This is a genomic window from Nocardia mangyaensis, assembly GCF_001886715.1.
Classification (GTDB): Bacteria; Actinomycetota; Actinomycetes; order Mycobacteriales; family Mycobacteriaceae; genus Nocardia; species Nocardia mangyaensis.
In genome coordinates this window covers 4,477,285-4,495,507 of the sequence record NZ_CP018082.1, presented here as the reverse complement: position 1 = coordinate 4,495,507, position 18,223 = coordinate 4,477,285, and the positions used below count along the sequence as shown (strand labels likewise).

Genomic DNA, 18,223 nt, shown 5'->3' with positions numbered 1-18,223 from the left:
TCAGCGCCGCGTTCCGGCGAGGTGACGAGCCAGTGCCTCGATATTCAGCGCGGCGGAGAACGCGTGGCCCCGGGTGTTGAAGTGCAGTTTGTCGCTGCTGTAAAGGCTCGGGTCGGCGGTCAGCGGGTGATCCAGGAACTGCACGAAGATGGCACCGAGCTCGCGTGACACCTCCTCGGTGAGGCGAGCGAGCGCACGGGTCGCGGCACTGACCGACTGCGCGTACTTCGCGGGCACCAGTTCCGCCTGGGTGAGGTCGAGCAGTCCGCATGTCACCACATCCGCGCCCTGCTCACGCAGCGCGGAGACAATGGCCGTCAGGTCCGCGCGCACCTGCACCGGGTCGAAATGGGGACGGAGCATATCGTTGCCACCGCAGGCGACGAAGGCCAGATCCGGTCTGAAATCGAGTGCGGCGTCGAGTTGGGTCGCGCGTACCTCGGCGGTGGTCAGATCACGTTTGCCGAGATTCATCGAGGCGAATCCCGGCTGGATTTCACGCATAGCTGTTTCAATGCGTTCGGACCAGGACAGGTCAGCGAAGCCCGGCGACGGCTCCCGAATACCTTCCGCCACACTGTCTCCGAGTGTCACCATCCGCCGCCACGGCGCGCCGTCGAGCATCTCGACGGCGGTGGCGGTGGTCATCGCGAAGGGGTCGGTTTCCTCGGTCGGAGTGATCATGCGATGTCTTCCTTTCCCACAGCGATGGTGTCGGCGATTTCCCTGCCTCGGACCAGGCGCTCCTGGCGGTCGATCTCCTGGGCGAGCCGTTCATCCTCGGCATTGATTGCGGCACCGTCGATCTCACTGAAACCGAAGACTCCGAGATCCTTCAGCGCCTGCTGCATGCGCGGTCCGAACAGGTTGATATCGCGCAGCGTCGGGACGACCCGGGAGAAGAGGCGGCGGCGAAACTCCCGCATGGCGGGTGAGCGCCGGGCCAGCGCGATGCAGTCCTCGGCCCCGTAATCGAGGTTGCGCCACATGTCCTCACCGGCGAAGCGGTCGCGCAAGGTCCAGCACGCCTCAATGGCGAACTCCTCGCGCTCGCGTAGCTCGGCGTCGGTGAGCTGGCGGTAGAAGTCGCGCAGGGCGAGGCGGCCGAACGCGACATGACGGGCCTCGTCCTGTAGCACGTAGGTGTTCAGCGTGCGTGCCAGGGGATCTCGCAGACGGTCGCGTTGAATGCTGAACGAGGCGAGCGCGAGCCCCTCGATGAGCACCTGGACGCCGAGATAGGTGATATCCCAGCGGCTGTCGCGCACAATCGTTTCGAAGAGCCCGCGCAGCGGGGTCGACATGCCGTACCGCACACCGATCTTGGTGTCCAGCATCCGCTGATACACCTCGACATGGCGGGCCTCGTCCATGACCTGGGTGGCGGCGTAGAACTTGGCATCCATATCCGGCACGGTCTGCACCACCTTCGCGGCACAGACGAGCCCACCCTGCTCGCCGTGCAGGAACTGGGAATACAACCAGCCTGCCAGGTGCTGCCGCACGGTGATCCGGTCGGCCTCCGGCAGCGCCCGCCAGAGGTCCGAGTCGGCAATCCACACGAATTCGTCGGGCATGCCGATCGGATTGTCTGGATCAACCTCATGCGACCAGTCCAGCCGGACCTCGGCGTCCCACTGTCGTTGCTTGCCTTTCCCGTACAGGGCGAGCAGCCGTTCGTTTCCGGCGTCGTAGTCCCAGCTGAACACCGTCGCGCCACCGGTTTCGAGCGCCCATGTCCCGCCGAGAGCGGCCATCCGATCGGCCTCAGTCGGCGAATTCTCGCTGTTCATCACCGGACTCCCGTCGCCGCGGCGCTTTCCATGCGCGAGGTCACTCCCGCGAATGCCCATTTCGGTCCCGGCCCGCCGTCGGTGTCGGTCACCAGCGGAGCGCCCGCCTTGACAGCGCCCGGCAGCAAGCGGTTGAAACGGCTGCCGCAGCAGGCTTGCCGGAATTCGTCGGCATCGTCGGCCGCCAGGTGCGCGAAGACGACATCCAGGGGCTTCCAGCGACCTTGTTCGTGCACCTCGGTCCAGGCATGGTCGCTGCCGAGCAGGCCGAGCAGATAGCCACGACGGGTTCTGGCGCGTAATCCGCTGTCCCGCAATCGGTCCGTGAGCACCGCGCTCGCGACCACGCAGTCGGCGATGCCCAGCTCCCACGCCCGCCGGTACTCGGCGCGAAGACTCTCGGCAATGGTCTGGTAGACGACCCGACCGGAAGTGAAGGCCTCGACGTGGTCATCGAATGCCGCACGGACGCTTGCGTTGTCGATGTCGAAACGCTCGCCTGCGAGTCGCACGCGGACCCGAAACGGTTCACTCTGGCGACCCGCCGGGACGGTCGGCGCCGGAACGTCGGAGTCCGCAGCGTCGAGGGCCTCGACTCCTTCGGCTCGTAGATCGGGTACGGCGGCGGCCAGGACACCCCGCCGACCGACGGGCAAATGCACCGTGACAGTCCAGGTAATCGGCCGTAGCCACGACTGCGACGTTCCGGCGGCGAACCGCATCAGCATCCGCTGCCCCAGTTCGGGCACGGTGAGTCCGCTGTTCGAGGAGGCCCCGGCATTGACCACGTCGGCGTAGTCGAACAGCATTCCCCGCAGGGGATCGAGCCGGTGCTGTAACCCCTCCGACGCCAGTGCCGCCACCTGTGCGGGGTCGATCTGTAGTAGTTCGGCCGCCGCCGAGACCGGGGTGTCGAAGACAGTCAGATCGGCCGGCGTCTGCACGAATCGGAGGTTCACGCCTGCTCCGCGATGAGTTTCGCGAGCTGCCGCACGGTGGTCGCGGCGTAGGCGGTGTCGTCGGGAATCTGTATGCCGAGAGCGGTTTCGACGTCGACGATGACGCGCAGCATGGCGAGGGAATCGATGCCGGGCAAGTCCGCGATCGCCTGGTCCGGTTCGATATCGGCGGGGTCGGATGCCAGCCGGGTCGCGAACGCGACGAGGAGGGCAGCTTCCACGGTGTCCGCGTTCATGCGAGCGCGCCTTCCTCAGTGATGCGGCGGCACAGTTCGCGAGCCGCTTGGCGGCGCACCTTGCCGGAACTGGTGTATGGAATCGTCTTGGGTGCAACGGGATACACCCGGGCGATACCGGGCCCCAGCGCTGCCCGGATCGCCGATTCGACGTCCGCGGCCAGATCGCCGGCCGCGTCCGGATCGAGCGGCGTTTCCAGCAGGACGGCAATGTATTCGGCCTGGGGTTCGGTGATACCGATCGCGGCGCAACGACCGTTGACCGCCTCCGGGAAGCGCCGGACGATCTCCTCGATGTCTTCGGCGTGGTAGTTCTGCCCGTGCTGGATGATCATGTCCTTGCGTCGGCCGACAATGTAGAGCTCACCGCCGTGCTCGAAACCGAAGTCGCCGGTGCGCAACCAGCCATCGCCGGTGAACGGTTGCTCGTCGTCCGGGACGCCCAGATATCCGCCCATAACCGCGGCACCGGATATCTCGATTTCTCCCACGCGGCCCGACTCAGCCACGCGCCAGCGCATTTCGCCGGCGGCACGGCCCACGCTCACCACCGTTCGCGCGGCGTCGGAGTTCTCCGACACTGCGCGGACCGTATCGCCGGGGCCGAGCTGGAATCGGTCCACGGTCAGTGCTCGTGGCAGCGACCCCGGTGGTTGACAAGTCACCATGAGGGTGGCTTCGGCCATGCCGTAGCAGGGGCGCATGGTCGCCGGACGGAATCCGTTGGGTGCGAATACTTCCGTGAAATCCCGGATGGTCTCCATGTGCACCGGCTCGGCACCGTTGAAGGCCAGCCGCCACCGGGATAGATCGACCTCGGCGGGGACCTCGCCCCGGAACGCGGTAGCGAGAGTTCGATAGCCGAAGTTCGGCATCGGCACCGCAGTGGTGGGCGATGCCGCGCACTCGGCCAGCCAGCGCCGGGGATCACGGACGAAATCTGATGGCCGCCACAGACATACCGGCGTGCCGTGGACGAGGCTGACGAGAGTCGCGAACAGGCCCATATCGTGAAACAGCGGCAGCCATAGTCCCATGCAGTCGTCGCCGGTCCAGGCGGCGGCATCGGCGATGACTTCCAGCCCGGCCACGATATTCGCCGCGGTGAGTGCGACGCCCTTCGGGGCGGAGGTGCTGCCGGAGGTGTACTGGATGACGGCGTATTCGTCCGGACCCCGGGTTCGATTCCGCCGGTGGGCACCCGGAGCAGTTGCCTCGGTGATGTCGTGGATCCGAACGCCCATGAGGTCGCCGTCGAGTCGCTTCAACAACCGGGTGCCGGTCTCGTCGACCAGCAGCGTGTCCAACTCGGCGTCGTCGATGATGCGGTGCAGGTGATTCAGATACGCGCCGCCGCTGCCGAATGCTCCAGGCAGGGCGATCGGCACTGCCGCGGCTCCGGTGCGCGCGCACGCCAGCAAGCCGCGCAACCACGGTTCGCCATTGGCCATCAGCACACCGACCCGGCGGTCGCCGTCTAGTATCGCGGCGGTCGCTTCGGCATCGCGCAAGACCCGCGAGATCGGAATGGATTGTCCCACCGCGGGGAGATGCAGCACCGTTCGCGGTTCTGCCGCACTGCTGATCGTGTCCCAGAGCATGGTGTCTGTCCTCCCTACGGCCAGTACGGACATTACCGACGGACCACCCTGCTGATCGGTGACGTTTGACAGGTCTGTCGATGGCGATAGGGCTTCCCAATAGGGATCCGCTCCAGCCCCCGGGCGCGGACATACTGCGAATTGAAAGCTCTTGCCAGAAGACTCGATTCGACCCGGTTGGGACCGGAAGAATGACCGAGACGTCGTTCTTCGACCGCGCGTTCGCGCCATTCGTGCCATTCGTCACCAAGACCCGGATTTCGCCGAGCTCACCGAGATCGCCAATGCGGCCGTACCGTTCGGTGTGTTCACCGGTGCCCAGGTCACCGCGCTGGACGCCGACCAGGCGCTCGCCGGGGTGCCGGACAATCCGGACTTGCGCAGTCACGTCAATACCGTGCACGCGGTGGCGCTGCACCTGGCCGCCGATATCGCCTGCGCGGTGGCCTTCGTCGGCGCGGCCACCCCGGGCCTGGGTGAGGTCGAATGGATGGTGGTGCGCGACTCGCACTCCGCGTTCTTCAAGCCCGCAGTCGGGCGCATCCGTGCCATCTGCGACGACAATGATGTGCTTGTCGGCAAGGTTTCGTTCCAGTACGTCACCAAGCTCGCGGCCTCGCAGTCCGCGGCCGTCTGATCCAGGAGCGATGCCTATGCTAGGTCCAGCCGAATCTCGGTTTCCGGTGACGCACCACGCCCGAAGAGCTAGCGCCCGTCGGAGTTCTCCACTTTGGAAGCGCTGCCGGCCACGTTCTATCTGCCGCTCGCCAAAGCCCTGCATGCGACCGGATTCTCGTCGGCAACAGTGGCTTTACGCGCCCAGGGGAGAGCACCCCGCGACTGGGCGAAGCGTCATCGCCACCGGTGTCGTCTACGGTCGCACGTTCGACCCGAAGCGCTGGGCGTCGGTCCTGTACGGCAGCCAGTACGTCGGCGTGGTCCCGTGTCTGCGCGGCATCTGGCCTGGCGACAAGGTGATGGGCGGCCCGAGGGCCGGCGGCGTAATGGTCGACTGGTCCTGGCACGCCCTGACCGGCCGCTACCAGCAGGCGGGCACGAAGCTGAATTATGATCGCCTTCTCGGTGATTCGCCGCTGCGCACCCTCATGGTCTCGTTCGAGTCCGACCCGCTGGGTCCGAAGTCGACCGTGGACCACCTCGCCCGCCGCCTGAAGGCCGCAAAGCTCACCCGGTGGCATCTGGGCCCGGACTCCTGCCTGGAGAATCTGGACCACTTCGCCTGGAGGCGCGAGGTCGTCGGTGAGCGCGCCACCGAAGTCGCACCAGATGACGAGTTCGCCGATCACGAACCAGCTCACCGCCTGCGATCCGGTCGGCAAGGTCGACAGTTCACACGCATGGATGCTGATTCCTATTGTGCCAGAAGGGATTGCAGCTTCGTTACGGATTCCGATGATCGCGCGGATTCGATGCATCCGAGGAACGATCGGACGATCGGACGGGTATCGTCGGCTCGCCAGACGATGCACAACTCGACCGTTGGCACCGGGTCGTGCAGCGCCACCGTGACCGTCTGGTTGTACCCGGCGGTGGGCGCGGCCCCGGCCCGCACCGAGGATGCGAACCCGACCATCGGCTTGACCGACACCATAATGGCGGTGGCATTGGGATCGTCGAGGTGATGCTCGACATTGAGCTTGATCCCGCTGCGTTCCGCGGCATGGTGGATGGCGTCGTACATAGCCGGGCATTGCTGGCGTTCGAACAGGATGCAGGACTGACCGGCCAGCTCGCTGAACGATGTGCGCGCCCGCCGGGCCCAGCTGTGCCCGCGGCCCACGACCGCCACCAGCGGCACCTGCAGCAGGGGTTGGCTGTGGAATTCGGTGGCCGCGGGACGGCCGTACACCAACCCGATATCCAGCGCCCCGGCCGAGAGCGCGGCCAGCTGCGGGCCGGTGCGCTGTTCGATCAGGTTGACCGTGACGTTGGGGAGAATCGTGTTCATCCGCACCAGCGCGGCGGGCAGGATGCGCTGGCCGGACGCGAAGTTGTATCCGATTTGCAGGGTGCCTGCGCGGCCGAGGGCCACCTCCCGCACCGTCGATCGGGCCTCTTCGGTCTGGGTGAGGATACTGCGTGCGAGATCGCGCAGCACCTCACCCGCCGGCGTGAGATTGACCTGGCGTGAGCTGCGCTCCACCAGTTGGACTCCTACACTTCGCTCCAGCCGTTGAATTTGCTGACTGAGCGAGGGTTGGGCCAAATGTAGTCGGGCAGCCGCGCGGCCGAAATGAAGTTCTTCCGCGACGGCCACAAACGACGCCAAGAGCCTGAGCTCCATGTCTACCTCCCCTTCGGGATGGAGCTCAGCGTATCCGGCCCGAATAACCAGGGGTGAACCTGCCGAACAGCGAGATGAACTGTAGGCGATACAACTGCGGCCACATCCGCCTTCGGCTAGCGCCCGACCTCCCGGGCCAGCCCCGGGTGCGCCAGTTGCACGCGGCCCGGAAACAGGTGCACCGCTTCGTCCAAGCGGCCTTCAGCCAGACCTCGTCACCGGTCGGCAGGCGCGTCAGCAACAGTTCGCGCGCGCCGCGCCGACATCAACCGGTAACGGTGGCAACTCGGGTGGCCTGCTCGGCGGTTTCGGTGGCGCCAACACCACGACCACGCCAGAGGCATCCGCCCACGATCAGGGGGATCGGCAAGGCCTCGATCCCGAGCAACCCGAACCCGCGGATGCTCGGCGCGGCGCCGCTCGGTGGGTGTTGCTGATCGTGATGACGCTGTTGCCCGTGACCGGTTCGCAGACAGCTGAGGAAGGTTTTGCACCCCGGCTCGCTACTTTGCGCGCCGCCCGCCCAGGACCGGCTACGACTTACATCGTCCCGACGATGGCTGGGGCCAGCCGCGTCATACCAGTTCGTTCTCTGCGCCCGGCCTTGACGTCGTTCGTCAGGGTAATGGTTCGTGACAATTCCGGCCCCCTGGTGTGGTTCTCCCGGTGCGGTCGGCACATTCATAATTCTGAGGCGTGTGCGTCGGCTGGCGAAGGTCGGCATCCACCTCGATGCGACGTGTACTTCGAAAGCATTGTGCGACCGCAGTGTGTACGTCAAGCAAAGGCGAGCCACGGCATTGAACAACGCGGCTGCAGATGGCGTTGGGCCAGCTCTCGGCTGTTCAAGGGAATAGTTCGGCAGTTGAACACACCCGCCGCAACTGGCTGTGATCGACGTTGTTCGGCGGGCAACCCGGCACTTGCCGCCTCTTCGCATTTGCTTTCATTCCGCTGTACATCACCGGAATCGTGATTGCTGATCGTCTCCCGGATCGGGACAGACGCCAGCGAGGCTGATAGCGTTTGTTTCAACGATTCCTTCATCGACCCGGAACCTGCTCGGGCAGAGCGGGCGATGGCACGTGAGATACTGCGATTGTGCCCAAGCTATGGAACGACACCATCACCGCGCATCGCCAAGCGGTGCGGGACGCCCTGCTGGACACGACGGCCTCGCTGGTCGCGGAGAACGGTCTCGCATCGGTGACCATGACTCAGATCGCGGAACAAGCGGGTATCGGCCGGGCCACGCTGTACAAGTACTTCCCGGACGTGGAGTCGATCATGCGGGCCTGGCATGAGCGGCGCGTTGGTGGGCATCTGCAGCAAATGGCCGAGATCGTCGAGCGGGGCGGCAGCGTCGAGCAGCGGCTGGAGAAGGTGCTCGGTACCTACGCGATGATCGATCACGAGCATCACCATGGCGAGCTCGTCGCGGTGCTGCATCAAGGTGGCCACGTCGGTCACGCTCAGGCACATCTGCAGGAATTGGTGCGGGCGCTGCTGGTGGAGGGTGCTGAGGCGGGTGTCGTGCGCTCCGATGTTCCGGCGGACGAGCTCGCGCGCTACAGCCTGTCGGCGTTGTCGGCCACGAGCTCGTTGCGTTCCAAGGCTGCAGTACGCCGCCTGGTCACCGTCACCCTGTCCGGTCTGCGAGCGCAGACGGACGGGTAATCGGTGACCCGGCGGCGTCGGTTCTACAGGTAGGCGAGTGCTTCGCGGACAGTGATCCGCGATGCCCGGCTTGCTGCTGCTGCGGTTGCCAGTGCTGCGCCGAGGATGGCGAGTACAACCCAGATGATGACCGCGGGCAGTGAGATCCGGAACGGTAGTGGCGCGGAGAAGAACAACGTGCCGAGTCCGTTTCCGAGCAGCGCGGTGAGTCCGAGTGCGGGTAGAGCCGCGACCAAGCAGCTGGCCAAAGCCAAGAAGATGCCTTCGGCCACCACGATTCGGCGAACTGACTTGGGTTGCGCGCCGATCGCGTGCATGACGCCGAACTCCCGAGTCCGGTCGATGATGTTGGCACTCATCGTCGAAGCCAGCCCGATCGCCCCGACCACACCCATGGCGATGGCGATGGCCATGATCACCGCGACCAGCGGACCCATGTGCCCCGCGCTGGATGCGTTGGCCCGGCTGACCGATTCCGATTTTTCGACGGTGATACCGCCATTGGTCAATGCCGTGCTCGCGGCCATGGCTACCGTGTCCCGGGTCTGTTCGCTGTGCTCGGATGTCGCGATGCGCAGCATGTTCACCTGCGGTGGCGTTCCCAGAGCGGCGGCGAGTCCCTCGGTGGTGGTGTAGACGCCGCTGCCGTGTCCTGTTTCCTCGGCGATGCCGACAACCTGCCAGCTCGTGTACTTTCCGCCCACCGACAGCTGGACCGTGTCGCCGGCTCCGACGCCGGGAAGGGTGTTGTTGCGGGTTATCTGATTGAGCACGATCGACCCGGTTTCGCCGGGATTGAGCCAGCGTCCCTCGATGATCTTCTTCGGCAGGGTGAGCATGGTGGCCTCGGCCGGTGCGGCACGCACCGAGACGCTGCCGTGCCCCTGGTCGGGATAGGTTCGGGTGAGCGGGACGCCGTCAGCGCCCGCGACACCGGTCTTGGCATTGGACATGCCTTCGACCCAGGTGATGTCACCGACCGGTTGCAGCAGGCTGCGTGCTCGGTCCATGGAAGCCGGCTGCGCGAGTTGGATCTCCACGTCCCAGACCCGTTCGGCCTCGGCTTGCTCGGCCACCGCGTCGACCCCGGAACTCAGTGACATTCCCGCCACGAAGACGATGCCCGCCGCGGCTAGTAGTCCGACCGACAGCACGAATCTTGCTGGTCTGCGAAAAGTGTTGCGCAGTGCCATGATCAGGCCACGATCCAGACCGCGGATGCGGCCCAGCCCGGCTAGTAGCGCGGTCGCCCGGCCCGGCTGGGTGGTGCCGCCGTGGTGATCGATGGCTGCTCGTACGGTGATCCGGCTTGCTCGCAGCAATGGCACCATGGCGACGAGCAGCGGCAGTCCGAGGCCTACAGCGATGATCACCGCATAGGTCCACGTCGGTGGGGCCAGGGTGGTGGCCTCGATGCCGAGCATGCTGAGCAGGTTCGTGACCAATTGGTTGCCGATCCAGGCAGAAGCCGGCAACGCCAGCACTGTCGCTGCCGTGGCGACGATGAGCACCATCACCAGGTAGGCCCGACCGATCCGGCCCGAGCTCGCGCCGATGGCCTTCATGATGCCGATCTGCGGGATCTGTTGAGTGAAGAGGTTGTTGAGCATCGACGCCACCAGGATGGTGCTGAGCAGCAGCGCGGCGGCGCCGCCCGCGAGCAATGACAGCAGTAGCGAATCGGCCTGCCACTGGTGCGGATGCGCGTAGGGCGGGGGGACCTGAACCTCGCGGATGGTGACGCCGTAGTCGCGCTGCAACGCGATGGACAGACGGCTCGCTACCGCGGTAGCGGCCTCGCGGCTGCGACTCGGCTCGGTCTGACCAGGCTCGGTGACCACCACTTTCACCTGATCGAACAGCACCGGACTTCCCGCCAGCGCCGCGGTCGAGACGTAGCCGCGCCCCCGCTGTTCCTGCGGGGACGGTGACAGACTCGGGTCGTATACCGTGTCGGCGACACGGAGCTTCACGGTCGTCCCACTGGCGGCTTCGGCGCCGTCGTCGCGGTGTCCGCCGGATGGCCAGGTGACCGTCACGGTGTCGCCGATCGTGGTCGTCATGAGTGCGAGCGCGTCTTTGCCGAGATAGATCTCGTCCGGCGCGGGCGGCCATGTGCCCTGCTGCGGAAAGAATTTCGCCATCTGCATGGGATCGTCGGGCGCGGCGACGAACACCTGGATCGGAATGTCTCGGTACTGATCGTTGATCCGGAATTCGCTGTTGAACTGAGTACGCCCGACTGCTGCGGTCACACCCGGCTCGTCGCGCGCTCGGTCCACGAGCGCGGCCATCACCTCAGCGTTGACGCCCTTGTCGAGCAGAATCGTGGCCGAGGCAGGCTCGGTGCTCATGTAGGCGCCACTGGTTTCTCGGCCGACGGTGGCCCAGCCGCACAGCACACCGCCGAAGACCATGAGGCTGATGGCGATCGCAACCACCATCAGCGCCAGCCGAGACCAGTTCGCCCGGAGATCCCGGCGAACCTTGACGGCCATCAAGTTGCTCATGGCTGGACCACCGTCATGGCGTCGGAGGCGAAGATGCGACCGTCTTGCAGGGTTATCTGGGTCTTGGTGATCGCCTGGATGTCGCGTTCATGGGTGACGACGACGACGGTTCTGCCTTCGTTGTTGAGTTCGGTGAACAATGACAGGACGGCATCCGCGGTCTGGGAGTCGAGGTTGCCGGTCGGCTCGTCGGCCAGGATCAGCGGAGGGTCGTTGGCCAGCGCGCGGGCGATTGCGGCTCGCTGTTGTTGGCCTCCTGACAGGGTCGAGGGGAGCTTGTCGGCCTGGGCTCCGATCCCGACTCGGTCGAGCAGCATGTGGGCGCGGTCGTTGCGTTCTGACACTGGGATCTTCTTGACGAAATCCATGGCGAGCAAAACATTTTCGACAACAGTCAACGTGGGTAGCAGTTGGAAGAACTGGAAGACCAGTCCCACGTTGTCGCCGCGCCATGCTGCGAGCCCTGATTCCGACAGCGAACCCAGTTCCGCGCCTGCCGCGTGGATTGTTCCTGATGTGGGCCGGTCGATGCCGGCGAGCATGTTGAGCAGGGTGGTCTTGCCGCTGCCGGAGCGGCCGACGATGGCGACGAAGTCCCCCTCGGGGATTTCGAGGCTCACGTGATCGACTGCGACGAACTCGCCTGCCGCTACTGGATAGGTCTTCACCACGTCATCGACGCGGATGACGTTCTTCATCGTCATGTCCTGTCTCCCAAGCTGATTTGGTGGGAATCGGAGTCAACCGTGCGCGCCCGAAGGCGGAATGTGGTCGGACGGCGGCGTGGCAGATGGTTGTGCTCCCGATGGCGACGGGGTGTGGCTGACGCTCGTGTACGGGTGGTCCGATCCGCCGCCGTGTCGGCCGGGGCCGTGTTCGCCTCCGCCGACGAGCATCACCACCACCACGATCGCAAGCACGGCGATGGCGACTCCAGACAGAATCGCCCAGCGCGGGACACCAGGGCGTGTGGGCGGTCCCGCGGTCTCGTAGTTCATTGTCGGCTCCTGGTTCGTGACGGTTCAGCGGTCACTCGCCAGTCTTTGCTAGACAGAGTGTCTCTGTCAATACATTACGTCATTATCGTGTCGATACGTATACTTGGGTATGCCGAAACTCTGGAACGACACCATCTCCGAACATCGGCGCGGTGTTCGCGAGGCGATCCTGGACACGACGTGGGAGCTGGTGAACGAGCTCGGGCCGACCGGGGTGAAGATGTCGGAGATCGCCGAGCGGACCGGGATCGGCCGGGCGACGTTGTACAAGTACTTCCCGGACATCGAGGCCATCCTCGCTGCTTGGCACTTTCGCCAGGTCACCAGGCAGGTTGTGTATATTGCTGAAATTCGCGACTCCACGACCGACCCCATGGGCCGACTGAGCGCGGTACTCGGCGCATACGGTCACCATCAACGGCACCGCGCGCAACACCACCGGCACCAGCCGCACGGAAGTGAACTGGCGATCTTGCTGCATCGGTCGGACGGGCAGGTGGAAGCGGCGCAGCGGCAACTGCACGCCTTGTTTACCGACCTGGTCGCCGACGCTGCCCGGGAGGGCGGGATCCGTACCGACGTGTCCGTCGGCGAGCTGGCCACCTACTGCCTGCACGCCCTCACGGCCGCGGACGCCATGGCCGACGATCAGGCGTTGGACAGGCTTGTCGCCGTCATTCTCAGAGGTCTGCGGCTCGCGGTGTGACGTGGTCAGGCTTGCGACGTCCCAGCGATAGGCTTCGGGCCATTCTGGCGGTCATGCCGTGATGACTCGCGCGGCCCAGCGTGATGAGGCCCCGCCCCGCCAGCGCGATCGTGGCGAACTTGAACACCAATAGCGCGAGAGCGAGTATTCCGACGGAGCTGGTCAGGCGCAGATCTGTGATCAGGCTGCCGCTGAGGGCCAAATGGGCGATCACGGCCAAACGCCGCGACCACGGTGATGGAAGCGACGCGGAGCTTCGGGTGACGCTTCGCTGTCGAGGCAGGCGGGCCGGGTTCTTCCGGATCCGAGGTCTGCGTGGTGTTGATTCGGATCCAGCGCACCGACAGAGGATTCCGATGGCTCATTCGTTCGAAGTTGTCTCCGACCAGTCGGCCTGGACTGTGACATCGCGGAGCCAGGGCGGGGAGTCGTGTGACAAGGCCTTCCCGGAGGCGACCATCGGCCTGGCGGCGTGGGCGGTCGGGCTGGTTTTGGGTGTTCGCAACTTCTCCCAGCAGGGCATGTTCCTGATCGGGGGGACGCTGGCCGATCGCCTGGGCTATAAACCGCTCATCATTGCAGGCTGTCTGCTGCGCACCGGAGGCTTCGCCCTTCTGGTGGTAGCGAATTCGCTACCGGGGGTGCTCATCGCTTCTGCTGCAACTGGTTTTGCCGGAGCGTTGTTCAATCCCGCGGTGCGCGCGTATCTGGCGGCCGACGCGGGCCGGGATTCTCGCGGGCCCGCTGGTGGGACTTGCGTTGATGGCAGTTGATTTCCGGGTCACCGCGGGCGTTGCCGCCATTGTCTTCGCCGGGCTGATGATTGCCCAACTGTTCGCGCTGCCTGCTCGGCGGGGCGAAACCTCGATGGCGAAGACCTCGGTTCTCGATGATTGGTGCACGGTGGTGTCCAATCGCCGGTTCCTGGCGTTCTCGGTGGCCATGATCGGCTCCTACGTCTTGTCGTTCCAGGTCCATCTGGCTCTGCCCTTGCAGGCACAGTTCATCGCCGGTGCGCAGGCGCAGATCCTGGTCTCGGCATTGTTCGTCGTATCCGGTGTGGTCGCAGTCGCAGGCCAGCTGCGCATCACCGCCTGGCTGCGAGCCAGATGGGGTTCCGGCCGGAGCCTGGCCGCCGGAACGGCTGTCCTCGCGGCGTCGTTCGTCCCGTTGATGGTGGTGTCCGGTCCGAGTCCGTTCGGGACGATCGTTGCCGTCACCGCTCTTCTGATCACGACGGCACTGGTGGCGGTCGGCACCGCCGCGGTCTTCCCCTTCGAGATGGATACCGTCGTCGCCCTCTCCGGCGACAAACTCGTCGCCACGCACTATGGGTTCTACAACACCGTCGTCGGTGTCGGCATTCTCATCGGCAACCTGGCCACCGGCGCCGTTGTCGGCGCCGCCCGTGCCGCCGACCTCGACTGGGCCGTCTGGGCGGGGTTGGCCGCAATCGGTGCTGTCGCGGCCTACGCACTGATGCGTATGGAACGAGCAGATACTGCACCCACTGGATCGGCATACGACGGCGGTCGCCACCAGATACCGGCAGGCCGCCAACGATTCGAAGAACGAGCCGCCCCGGCTCGAACCGGGTCGCAGCGGACCAACTCGCCGCGCACCATCCCATCTCGCACCAGTCCGCCAGTACGCCCACGACAGGACGCTGGCGAGGGCGCACCCTATGACAAAGACAAGGACAGACGACATGAACACCATTCTTCGGCGGATCGCCTTCACCACCAGTGTTGTCGCGGCCGCTACAACACTGGCCGCCGGCGTCGCCTCCGCACATACAGCAGTCGAGGCACCTGGCGCGAAGCAAGGGGCCACCTCGGTCCTGTACTTCCGGATCTCCAACGAATCAGATGTCGCCTCGACGACAATGTTGACTGTTCTTCCTCTACGCAGGTCCCATGCCCAAGCAGGACACAGTCGCCTTCAAAGCCGTGCAGACCTACAGCGACGGCAAGGTCGAAACCTGGGATCAGCCCACCCCTGCCGGTGCCGATGAGCCGGAGTTCCCGCTGCCCGTCCTGACCTTGGTCTCGGTGCGGCTGCGGGACTCGGTGCCCTGGCGCGCACCCGCCGGACAACCCGGTAACCAAGCCATCCGTGCGCAGGCCTGACAGCGGCGCCGAGTTCGATTCTCGAGTCCGGCGCCACCGCTGTACTGACCACAATTGCGGCGGCAGTGCACCGACCAGTCCGAAAGACATCGTCACCACCTGCCTCGAGCACGTCACTGGCGCGGGGTGCCTCAGTCTCCCGACACGGCGTCTTGTCAGGACAATCGAGATTGGTTGATGTTCAACAAGATTCGACATCTGGGCTTGCGGGGCACTGTCCGGTGGCCTCGCCGGTACGGCATCCGTCATGCGGGGGCAGTGCTTTGAGGAGTGCGCGTGTGGCTGGCCATGCGATCTCGGCGCTAGCTGTTGTGGCAGGGGTCGTCGGTCCCGAACGAGACGACCAGATCGCCCGCCGACGTGCCAAGGGATCGGCCGGTGGACGACCACCGGCGTTCGCCCCTGAGGCATACAAGCAGCGCAACGTGGTCGAGCGACGTTTCAACAGGCTCGAGCTGCACTCCCCAACGCCACCCTCGCGTAGCGTGAACAGGATGGCAGGGACATCCGAGTACACCGGGCCAGCAGCGGGGGCCCGGCGGCTGGCGGTCGAATGTCGAGCTGAAGTGCCTGCACTGACCCGGCGGCTGATGTCGGCGATCTTCACCGATATTCCCGAGTGGACCGATTACTCGCCGGTGAGTCGGAACGATTTGCGCGCTGGATGTCACAGCTATCTGGCCAGAGTGCTCGACCTGCTGGCGGGTGACGTTGTCGCGGCGGATCATGATGATGTCGCCACCGCGATTGGTCGCAATCGCGCGGCCCAGGGCGTGCCTTTGGAAGTCATGTTGCGGACTTTCCGGCTCGGGGGCCAGGTGGTGTGGGAGGCGCTCCTGGACCGGGCCGGCGAACTGTCCGCTGCCGAGGTTCGGACAATCGGTGCAGCGACCTGGGCGGCAATCGACGGAATGTCGTCCGCGCTGGTCACCTCCTATCGAAGCACCGAACTGGAGCAGGTGCGGCGCGACGAGCGGCATCGTCACGGCTTGATCGAAGATCTGCTCGCGGGCAGTGCGCAGGACGCGAACGTCGCCGCACGGGCGGCGCGCGAGCTGAATCTGCCCACCCACGGTGGCTATCTGGTGGTCGCGGTGCGTGGCGAACGGCCGAACATCGAGCTGGGTACCGAGACGGCGTTGGCTGCCGTGGGTATTCGTTCGGTGTGGCACGATCGGGTCGACATCATGGTCGGACTCGTTTCGATGGAGCAGCGCGAGAGCTCTGTGGTGCTCGATCAGGTCGAGAAGCGGCTTCGGGGGCCGGCTGCGGCCTCGCCTGTCGTCGCGGGGCTGTCTCAGATCGGTACCGCGCATGCGCTGGCCGTCCTTGCACTGGAGACCCTGCCCACATCAGCGCAGGGTCTGGTCTCGCTGGAAGATCGGTTTCCGGAGGCGCTGCTACTGCGTTCCCCTGATGTGACCGAGTTGATGATCACTCGCACGCTCGGTCCGGTTCTCGAACTGCCCTCGAAGGAACGCGAGATCCTGTTGTCCACACTGGCCATCTGGCTGACGGAGAACTGCTCGGCGGCCCACGCCGCGCCGCGGCTGCACTGCCATCGAAACACGGTGATCAATCGGTTGCAGCGGATCTCCTCTTTGTTGGGGCGACGGTTGGAGGGGCAGCGGTCCTACCTGGAGCTTTCGCTGGCATTGGCGGCCTTGGAGATGGGGTCCAGCAGGACCGACTGAACGGCCGATCACGGTTCTCGAATTGGGCTCTGCGCCCACTCTCAGGCGATGAAGTCTGGGCTGTCTGTCCGTTGATTGGGCAATCTTGGACCGCAAGACTCGATGAACAGCCCGTACTGCGACCGCGGATGGGGTTGATCCTTCGAGCTGAGGAGCACCACGAGTGCTGGAATTCGATCTACTGGTCATCGGTGGTGGACCGGGCGGATATGTGGCCGCCATCCGGGCCGCGCAACGCGGCCTGCAGGTCTGCGTTGTGGAAAAGGAACGCCCTGGCGGAGTGTGCCTGAACTGGGGTTGCATTCCCACCAAAGCGATGTTGCGCTCCGCGGAGGTATTCCACACTCTCACCGCCGCAGCCGGATTCGGAGTCATCGCCGACAACGTGCGCTTCGACTTCGCCGCGGTGCGGCAACGTAGGGACGCCATTGTCAAAGAGCTGACCGACGGTGTCGCGGGCCTGCTGAAGGTCAACGGGGTCACGCTGATCGAGGGTCATGCCCGGTTCGTCGAGCCGACCGTAGTCGAGGTCCATGAAGTCGGCGCCTCACCGATCTTCGACGGCGGGCCCCGCTACGCCGCCGCCGCTGGCCCGGCGGTTCGCCAGGTGTGCGCGCGTGATGTGATCGTCGCGACCGGTTCGGTGCCCGCGCGGCTGCAGACCCCGGGCGCGGAACTGCCTGGTGTCGTCACCTCTGACGGCGCGTTCGGGGTGACCGAGGTGCCGCAACGCTTGGTGATCATCGGCGGCAGCGCGGTCGGCGCCGAATGGGCCAGCCTGTTCGCCACGTTCGGCAGCCAGGTCACGGTCGTCGAGATGCAAGACCGCCTGGTTCCGTTGGAGGACGAGGAGATCAGTGACGCACTCGGCCGATCGTTCCGCCAACGCGGCATCACCGTCCTCACCGGTGCCACCGTCACAGCGATCACCGAGGGTGACCCGCTGCGAGTGTCGGTCGGCGGTCCGGCGGCACAGGAACTCGACGCCGATGTCGTACTCGTCGGAGTCGGCCGCCGCCCCAACACTGCGGAACTCGGTCTCGATGTGGCCGGAATCGCGACGGACGCCCGTGGTTTCATCGAGGTCGATGAACGCCTGCGGACCGGGGTCGAGCACGTGTACGCCATCGGCGACGTGACCGGGCGGGCGTTGCTCGCCCACGTCGCCTCACATCAGGGCATCACCGCGGCCGAGGTGATCGCCGGGCACGACGCCCACATCGATTACTCGGTCATCCCGGCCGCGACGTTCACCCACCCGGAGATCGCGAGCGTCGGTCTCACCGAGGAAGCCGCCCGCGCGGCCGGTCACGAGGTGATCACCGCCAAGTTCCCGTTCGCGGCCCTCGGCCGGGCCAAGACCTTCGGCGAGACCGAAGGGTTCGTCAAAATCGTTGCGGGGCAAGCGCATCAGGAAGTGCTCGGCGTGCACATCATCGGCCCGTCGGCCAGCGATCTGATCGCCGAGGGTGCACTCGCGATCTCACTGGAAGCCACGCTCGACGAACTGGCCGACACCATCCACGCCCACCCCACTCTCGGCGAGATCGGTATGGAGGCGGCCATGGCCGGACTCGGACTGCCGGTACACATCGCGCCACGTAAGAAGCGTTGA

General features: G+C 65.5%; 15 protein-coding genes and 1 pseudogene. 7 read left to right on the top strand and 9 right to left on the bottom strand.

Going from position 1 to position 18,223, the window contains the following annotated elements:
* The 5 genes from BOX37_RS20430 to BOX37_RS20410 are packed head-to-tail and all read right to left on the bottom strand — an operon-like array spanning position 1 to position 4,829.
* Positions 1 to 684 carry an SGNH/GDSL hydrolase family protein gene (locus BOX37_RS20430; protein ID WP_156910469.1) on the bottom strand — a complete coding sequence of 228 codons (684 nt, stop codon included), beginning with the start codon at positions 682 to 684 and terminating at the stop codon, positions 1 to 3.
* Positions 681 to 1,793, bottom strand: a complete 1,113-nt coding sequence (locus BOX37_RS20425; RefSeq protein ID WP_071929064.1) for a diiron oxygenase — start codon at positions 1,791 to 1,793, stop codon at positions 681 to 683. The genes BOX37_RS20430 and BOX37_RS20425 overlap by 4 nt, the downstream gene beginning before the upstream one ends.
* On the bottom strand, positions 1,793 to 2,752 hold the full coding sequence (locus BOX37_RS20420) for a transglutaminase-like domain-containing protein (protein ID WP_071929063.1): 960 nt from the start codon (positions 2,750 to 2,752) through the stop codon (positions 1,793 to 1,795). Before BOX37_RS20420 ends, BOX37_RS20425 begins: the two co-directional genes overlap by 1 nt.
* On the bottom strand, positions 2,749 to 2,988 hold the full coding sequence (locus BOX37_RS20415; protein WP_071929062.1) for an acyl carrier protein: 240 nt from the start codon (positions 2,986 to 2,988) through the stop codon (positions 2,749 to 2,751). Before BOX37_RS20415 ends, BOX37_RS20420 begins: the two co-directional genes overlap by 4 nt.
* Entirely contained in the window at positions 2,985 to 4,829 is a 1,845-nt protein-coding gene (locus BOX37_RS20410; RefSeq protein ID WP_206045690.1) for an AMP-binding protein, read from the bottom strand. Before BOX37_RS20410 ends, BOX37_RS20415 begins: the two co-directional genes overlap by 4 nt.
* Before the next feature lie 64 nt (positions 4,830 to 4,893).
* On the opposite strand from BOX37_RS20410, the gene BOX37_RS20405 reads away from it, so the two are divergent.
* On the top strand, positions 4,894 to 5,226 hold the full coding sequence (locus BOX37_RS20405) for a DUF4442 domain-containing protein (protein WP_206045689.1): 333 nt from the start codon (positions 4,894 to 4,896) through the stop codon (positions 5,224 to 5,226).
* 735 nt (positions 5,227 to 5,961) lie between these two features.
* Here BOX37_RS20405 and BOX37_RS20400 read toward each other — a convergent pair.
* Both BOX37_RS20400 and BOX37_RS34155 read right to left on the bottom strand, forming a co-directional pair.
* Positions 5,962 to 6,894 (bottom strand): LysR family transcriptional regulator, encoded by a 933-nt coding sequence (locus BOX37_RS20400; RefSeq protein ID WP_071929060.1) that lies wholly within the window; start codon positions 6,892 to 6,894, stop codon positions 5,962 to 5,964.
* Positions 6,895 to 7,671: 777 nt separating this feature from the next.
* On the bottom strand, positions 7,672 to 7,941 hold the full coding sequence (locus BOX37_RS34155; RefSeq protein ID WP_156910468.1) for a hypothetical protein: 270 nt from the start codon (positions 7,939 to 7,941) through the stop codon (positions 7,672 to 7,674).
* Between the two features lie 54 nt (positions 7,942 to 7,995).
* On the opposite strand from BOX37_RS34155, the gene BOX37_RS20395 reads away from it, so the two are divergent.
* Positions 7,996 to 8,571: a TetR/AcrR family transcriptional regulator gene (locus tag BOX37_RS20395; protein WP_071929059.1), complete on the top strand. Its 576-nt coding sequence runs from the start codon at positions 7,996 to 7,998 to the stop codon at positions 8,569 to 8,571.
* A 23-nt stretch (positions 8,572 to 8,594) separates the two neighbouring features.
* On the opposite strand, the gene BOX37_RS20390 is transcribed toward BOX37_RS20395, so the two are convergent.
* Both BOX37_RS20390 and BOX37_RS20385 read right to left on the bottom strand, forming a co-directional pair.
* Positions 8,595 to 11,081: an ABC transporter permease gene (locus BOX37_RS20390; protein WP_071929058.1), complete on the bottom strand. Its 2,487-nt coding sequence runs from the start codon at positions 11,079 to 11,081 to the stop codon at positions 8,595 to 8,597.
* Complete coding sequence (locus BOX37_RS20385; protein ID WP_071929057.1) at positions 11,078 to 11,785, bottom strand: ABC transporter ATP-binding protein; 708 nt, start codon at positions 11,783 to 11,785, stop codon at positions 11,078 to 11,080. The genes BOX37_RS20390 and BOX37_RS20385 overlap by 4 nt, the downstream gene beginning before the upstream one ends.
* A 403-nt stretch (positions 11,786 to 12,188) precedes the next feature.
* On the opposite strand from BOX37_RS20385, the gene BOX37_RS20375 reads away from it, so the two are divergent.
* The 5 genes and pseudogenes from BOX37_RS20375 (at position 12,189) to lpdA (ending at position 18,223) form a co-directional block, all read left to right on the top strand.
* A complete protein-coding gene (locus BOX37_RS20375) occupies positions 12,189 to 12,785 on the top strand; it encodes a TetR/AcrR family transcriptional regulator (RefSeq protein ID WP_071929055.1) in 597 nt (198 codons plus the stop codon).
* Positions 12,786 to 13,243: 458 nt separating this feature from the next.
* A pseudogene (locus tag BOX37_RS20365) lies at positions 13,244 to 14,342 on the top strand (MFS transporter); the annotation flags it as partial.
* A 359-nt stretch (positions 14,343 to 14,701) separates the two neighbouring features.
* Positions 14,702 to 14,914: a DUF1775 domain-containing protein gene (locus tag BOX37_RS35460; protein WP_071929053.1), complete on the top strand. Its 213-nt coding sequence runs from the start codon at positions 14,702 to 14,704 to the stop codon at positions 14,912 to 14,914.
* 221 nt (positions 14,915 to 15,135) lie between these two features.
* Positions 15,136 to 16,608, top strand: coding sequence for a PucR family transcriptional regulator (locus tag BOX37_RS20355; protein ID WP_420811544.1), 1,473 nt, complete (start codon positions 15,136 to 15,138; stop codon positions 16,606 to 16,608).
* A 163-nt stretch (positions 16,609 to 16,771) separates the two neighbouring features.
* The gene (gene lpdA / locus BOX37_RS20350; protein WP_071929052.1) at positions 16,772 to 18,223 is read left to right on the top strand and encodes a dihydrolipoyl dehydrogenase; all 1,452 of its coding nucleotides are present in this window, start codon (positions 16,772 to 16,774) and stop codon (positions 18,221 to 18,223) included.

Bases quoted from the DNA above. Each gene is read 5' to 3' on its own strand.
- BOX37_RS20430 (WP_156910469.1), bottom strand. From the start codon at position 684: ATGATCACTCCGACCGAGGAAACCGACCCCTTCGCGATGACCACCGCC.
- BOX37_RS20425 (WP_071929064.1), bottom strand. From the start codon at position 1,793: ATGAACAGCGAGAATTCGCCGACTGAGGCCGATCGGATGGCCGCTCTC.
- BOX37_RS20415 (WP_071929062.1), bottom strand. From the start codon at position 2,988: ATGAACGCGGACACCGTGGAAGCTGCCCTCCTCGTCGCGTTCGCGACC.
- BOX37_RS20410 (WP_206045690.1), bottom strand. From the start codon at position 4,829: ATGGCACGAATGGCGCGAACGCGCGGTCGAAGAACGACGTCTCGGTCA.
- BOX37_RS20400 (WP_071929060.1), bottom strand. From the start codon at position 6,894: ATGGAGCTCAGGCTCTTGGCGTCGTTTGTGGCCGTCGCGGAAGAACTT.
- BOX37_RS34155 (WP_156910468.1), bottom strand. From the start codon at position 7,941: ATGAAGGAATCGTTGAAACAAACGCTATCAGCCTCGCTGGCGTCTGTC.
- BOX37_RS20390 (WP_071929058.1), bottom strand. From the start codon at position 11,081: ATGAGCAACTTGATGGCCGTCAAGGTTCGCCGGGATCTCCGGGCGAAC.
- BOX37_RS20385 (WP_071929057.1), bottom strand. From the start codon at position 11,785: ATGACGATGAAGAACGTCATCCGCGTCGATGACGTGGTGAAGACCTAT.
- BOX37_RS20375 (WP_071929055.1), top strand. From the start codon at position 12,189: ATGCCGAAACTCTGGAACGACACCATCTCCGAACATCGGCGCGGTGTT.
- BOX37_RS35460 (WP_071929053.1), top strand. From the start codon at position 14,702: ATGCCCAAGCAGGACACAGTCGCCTTCAAAGCCGTGCAGACCTACAGC.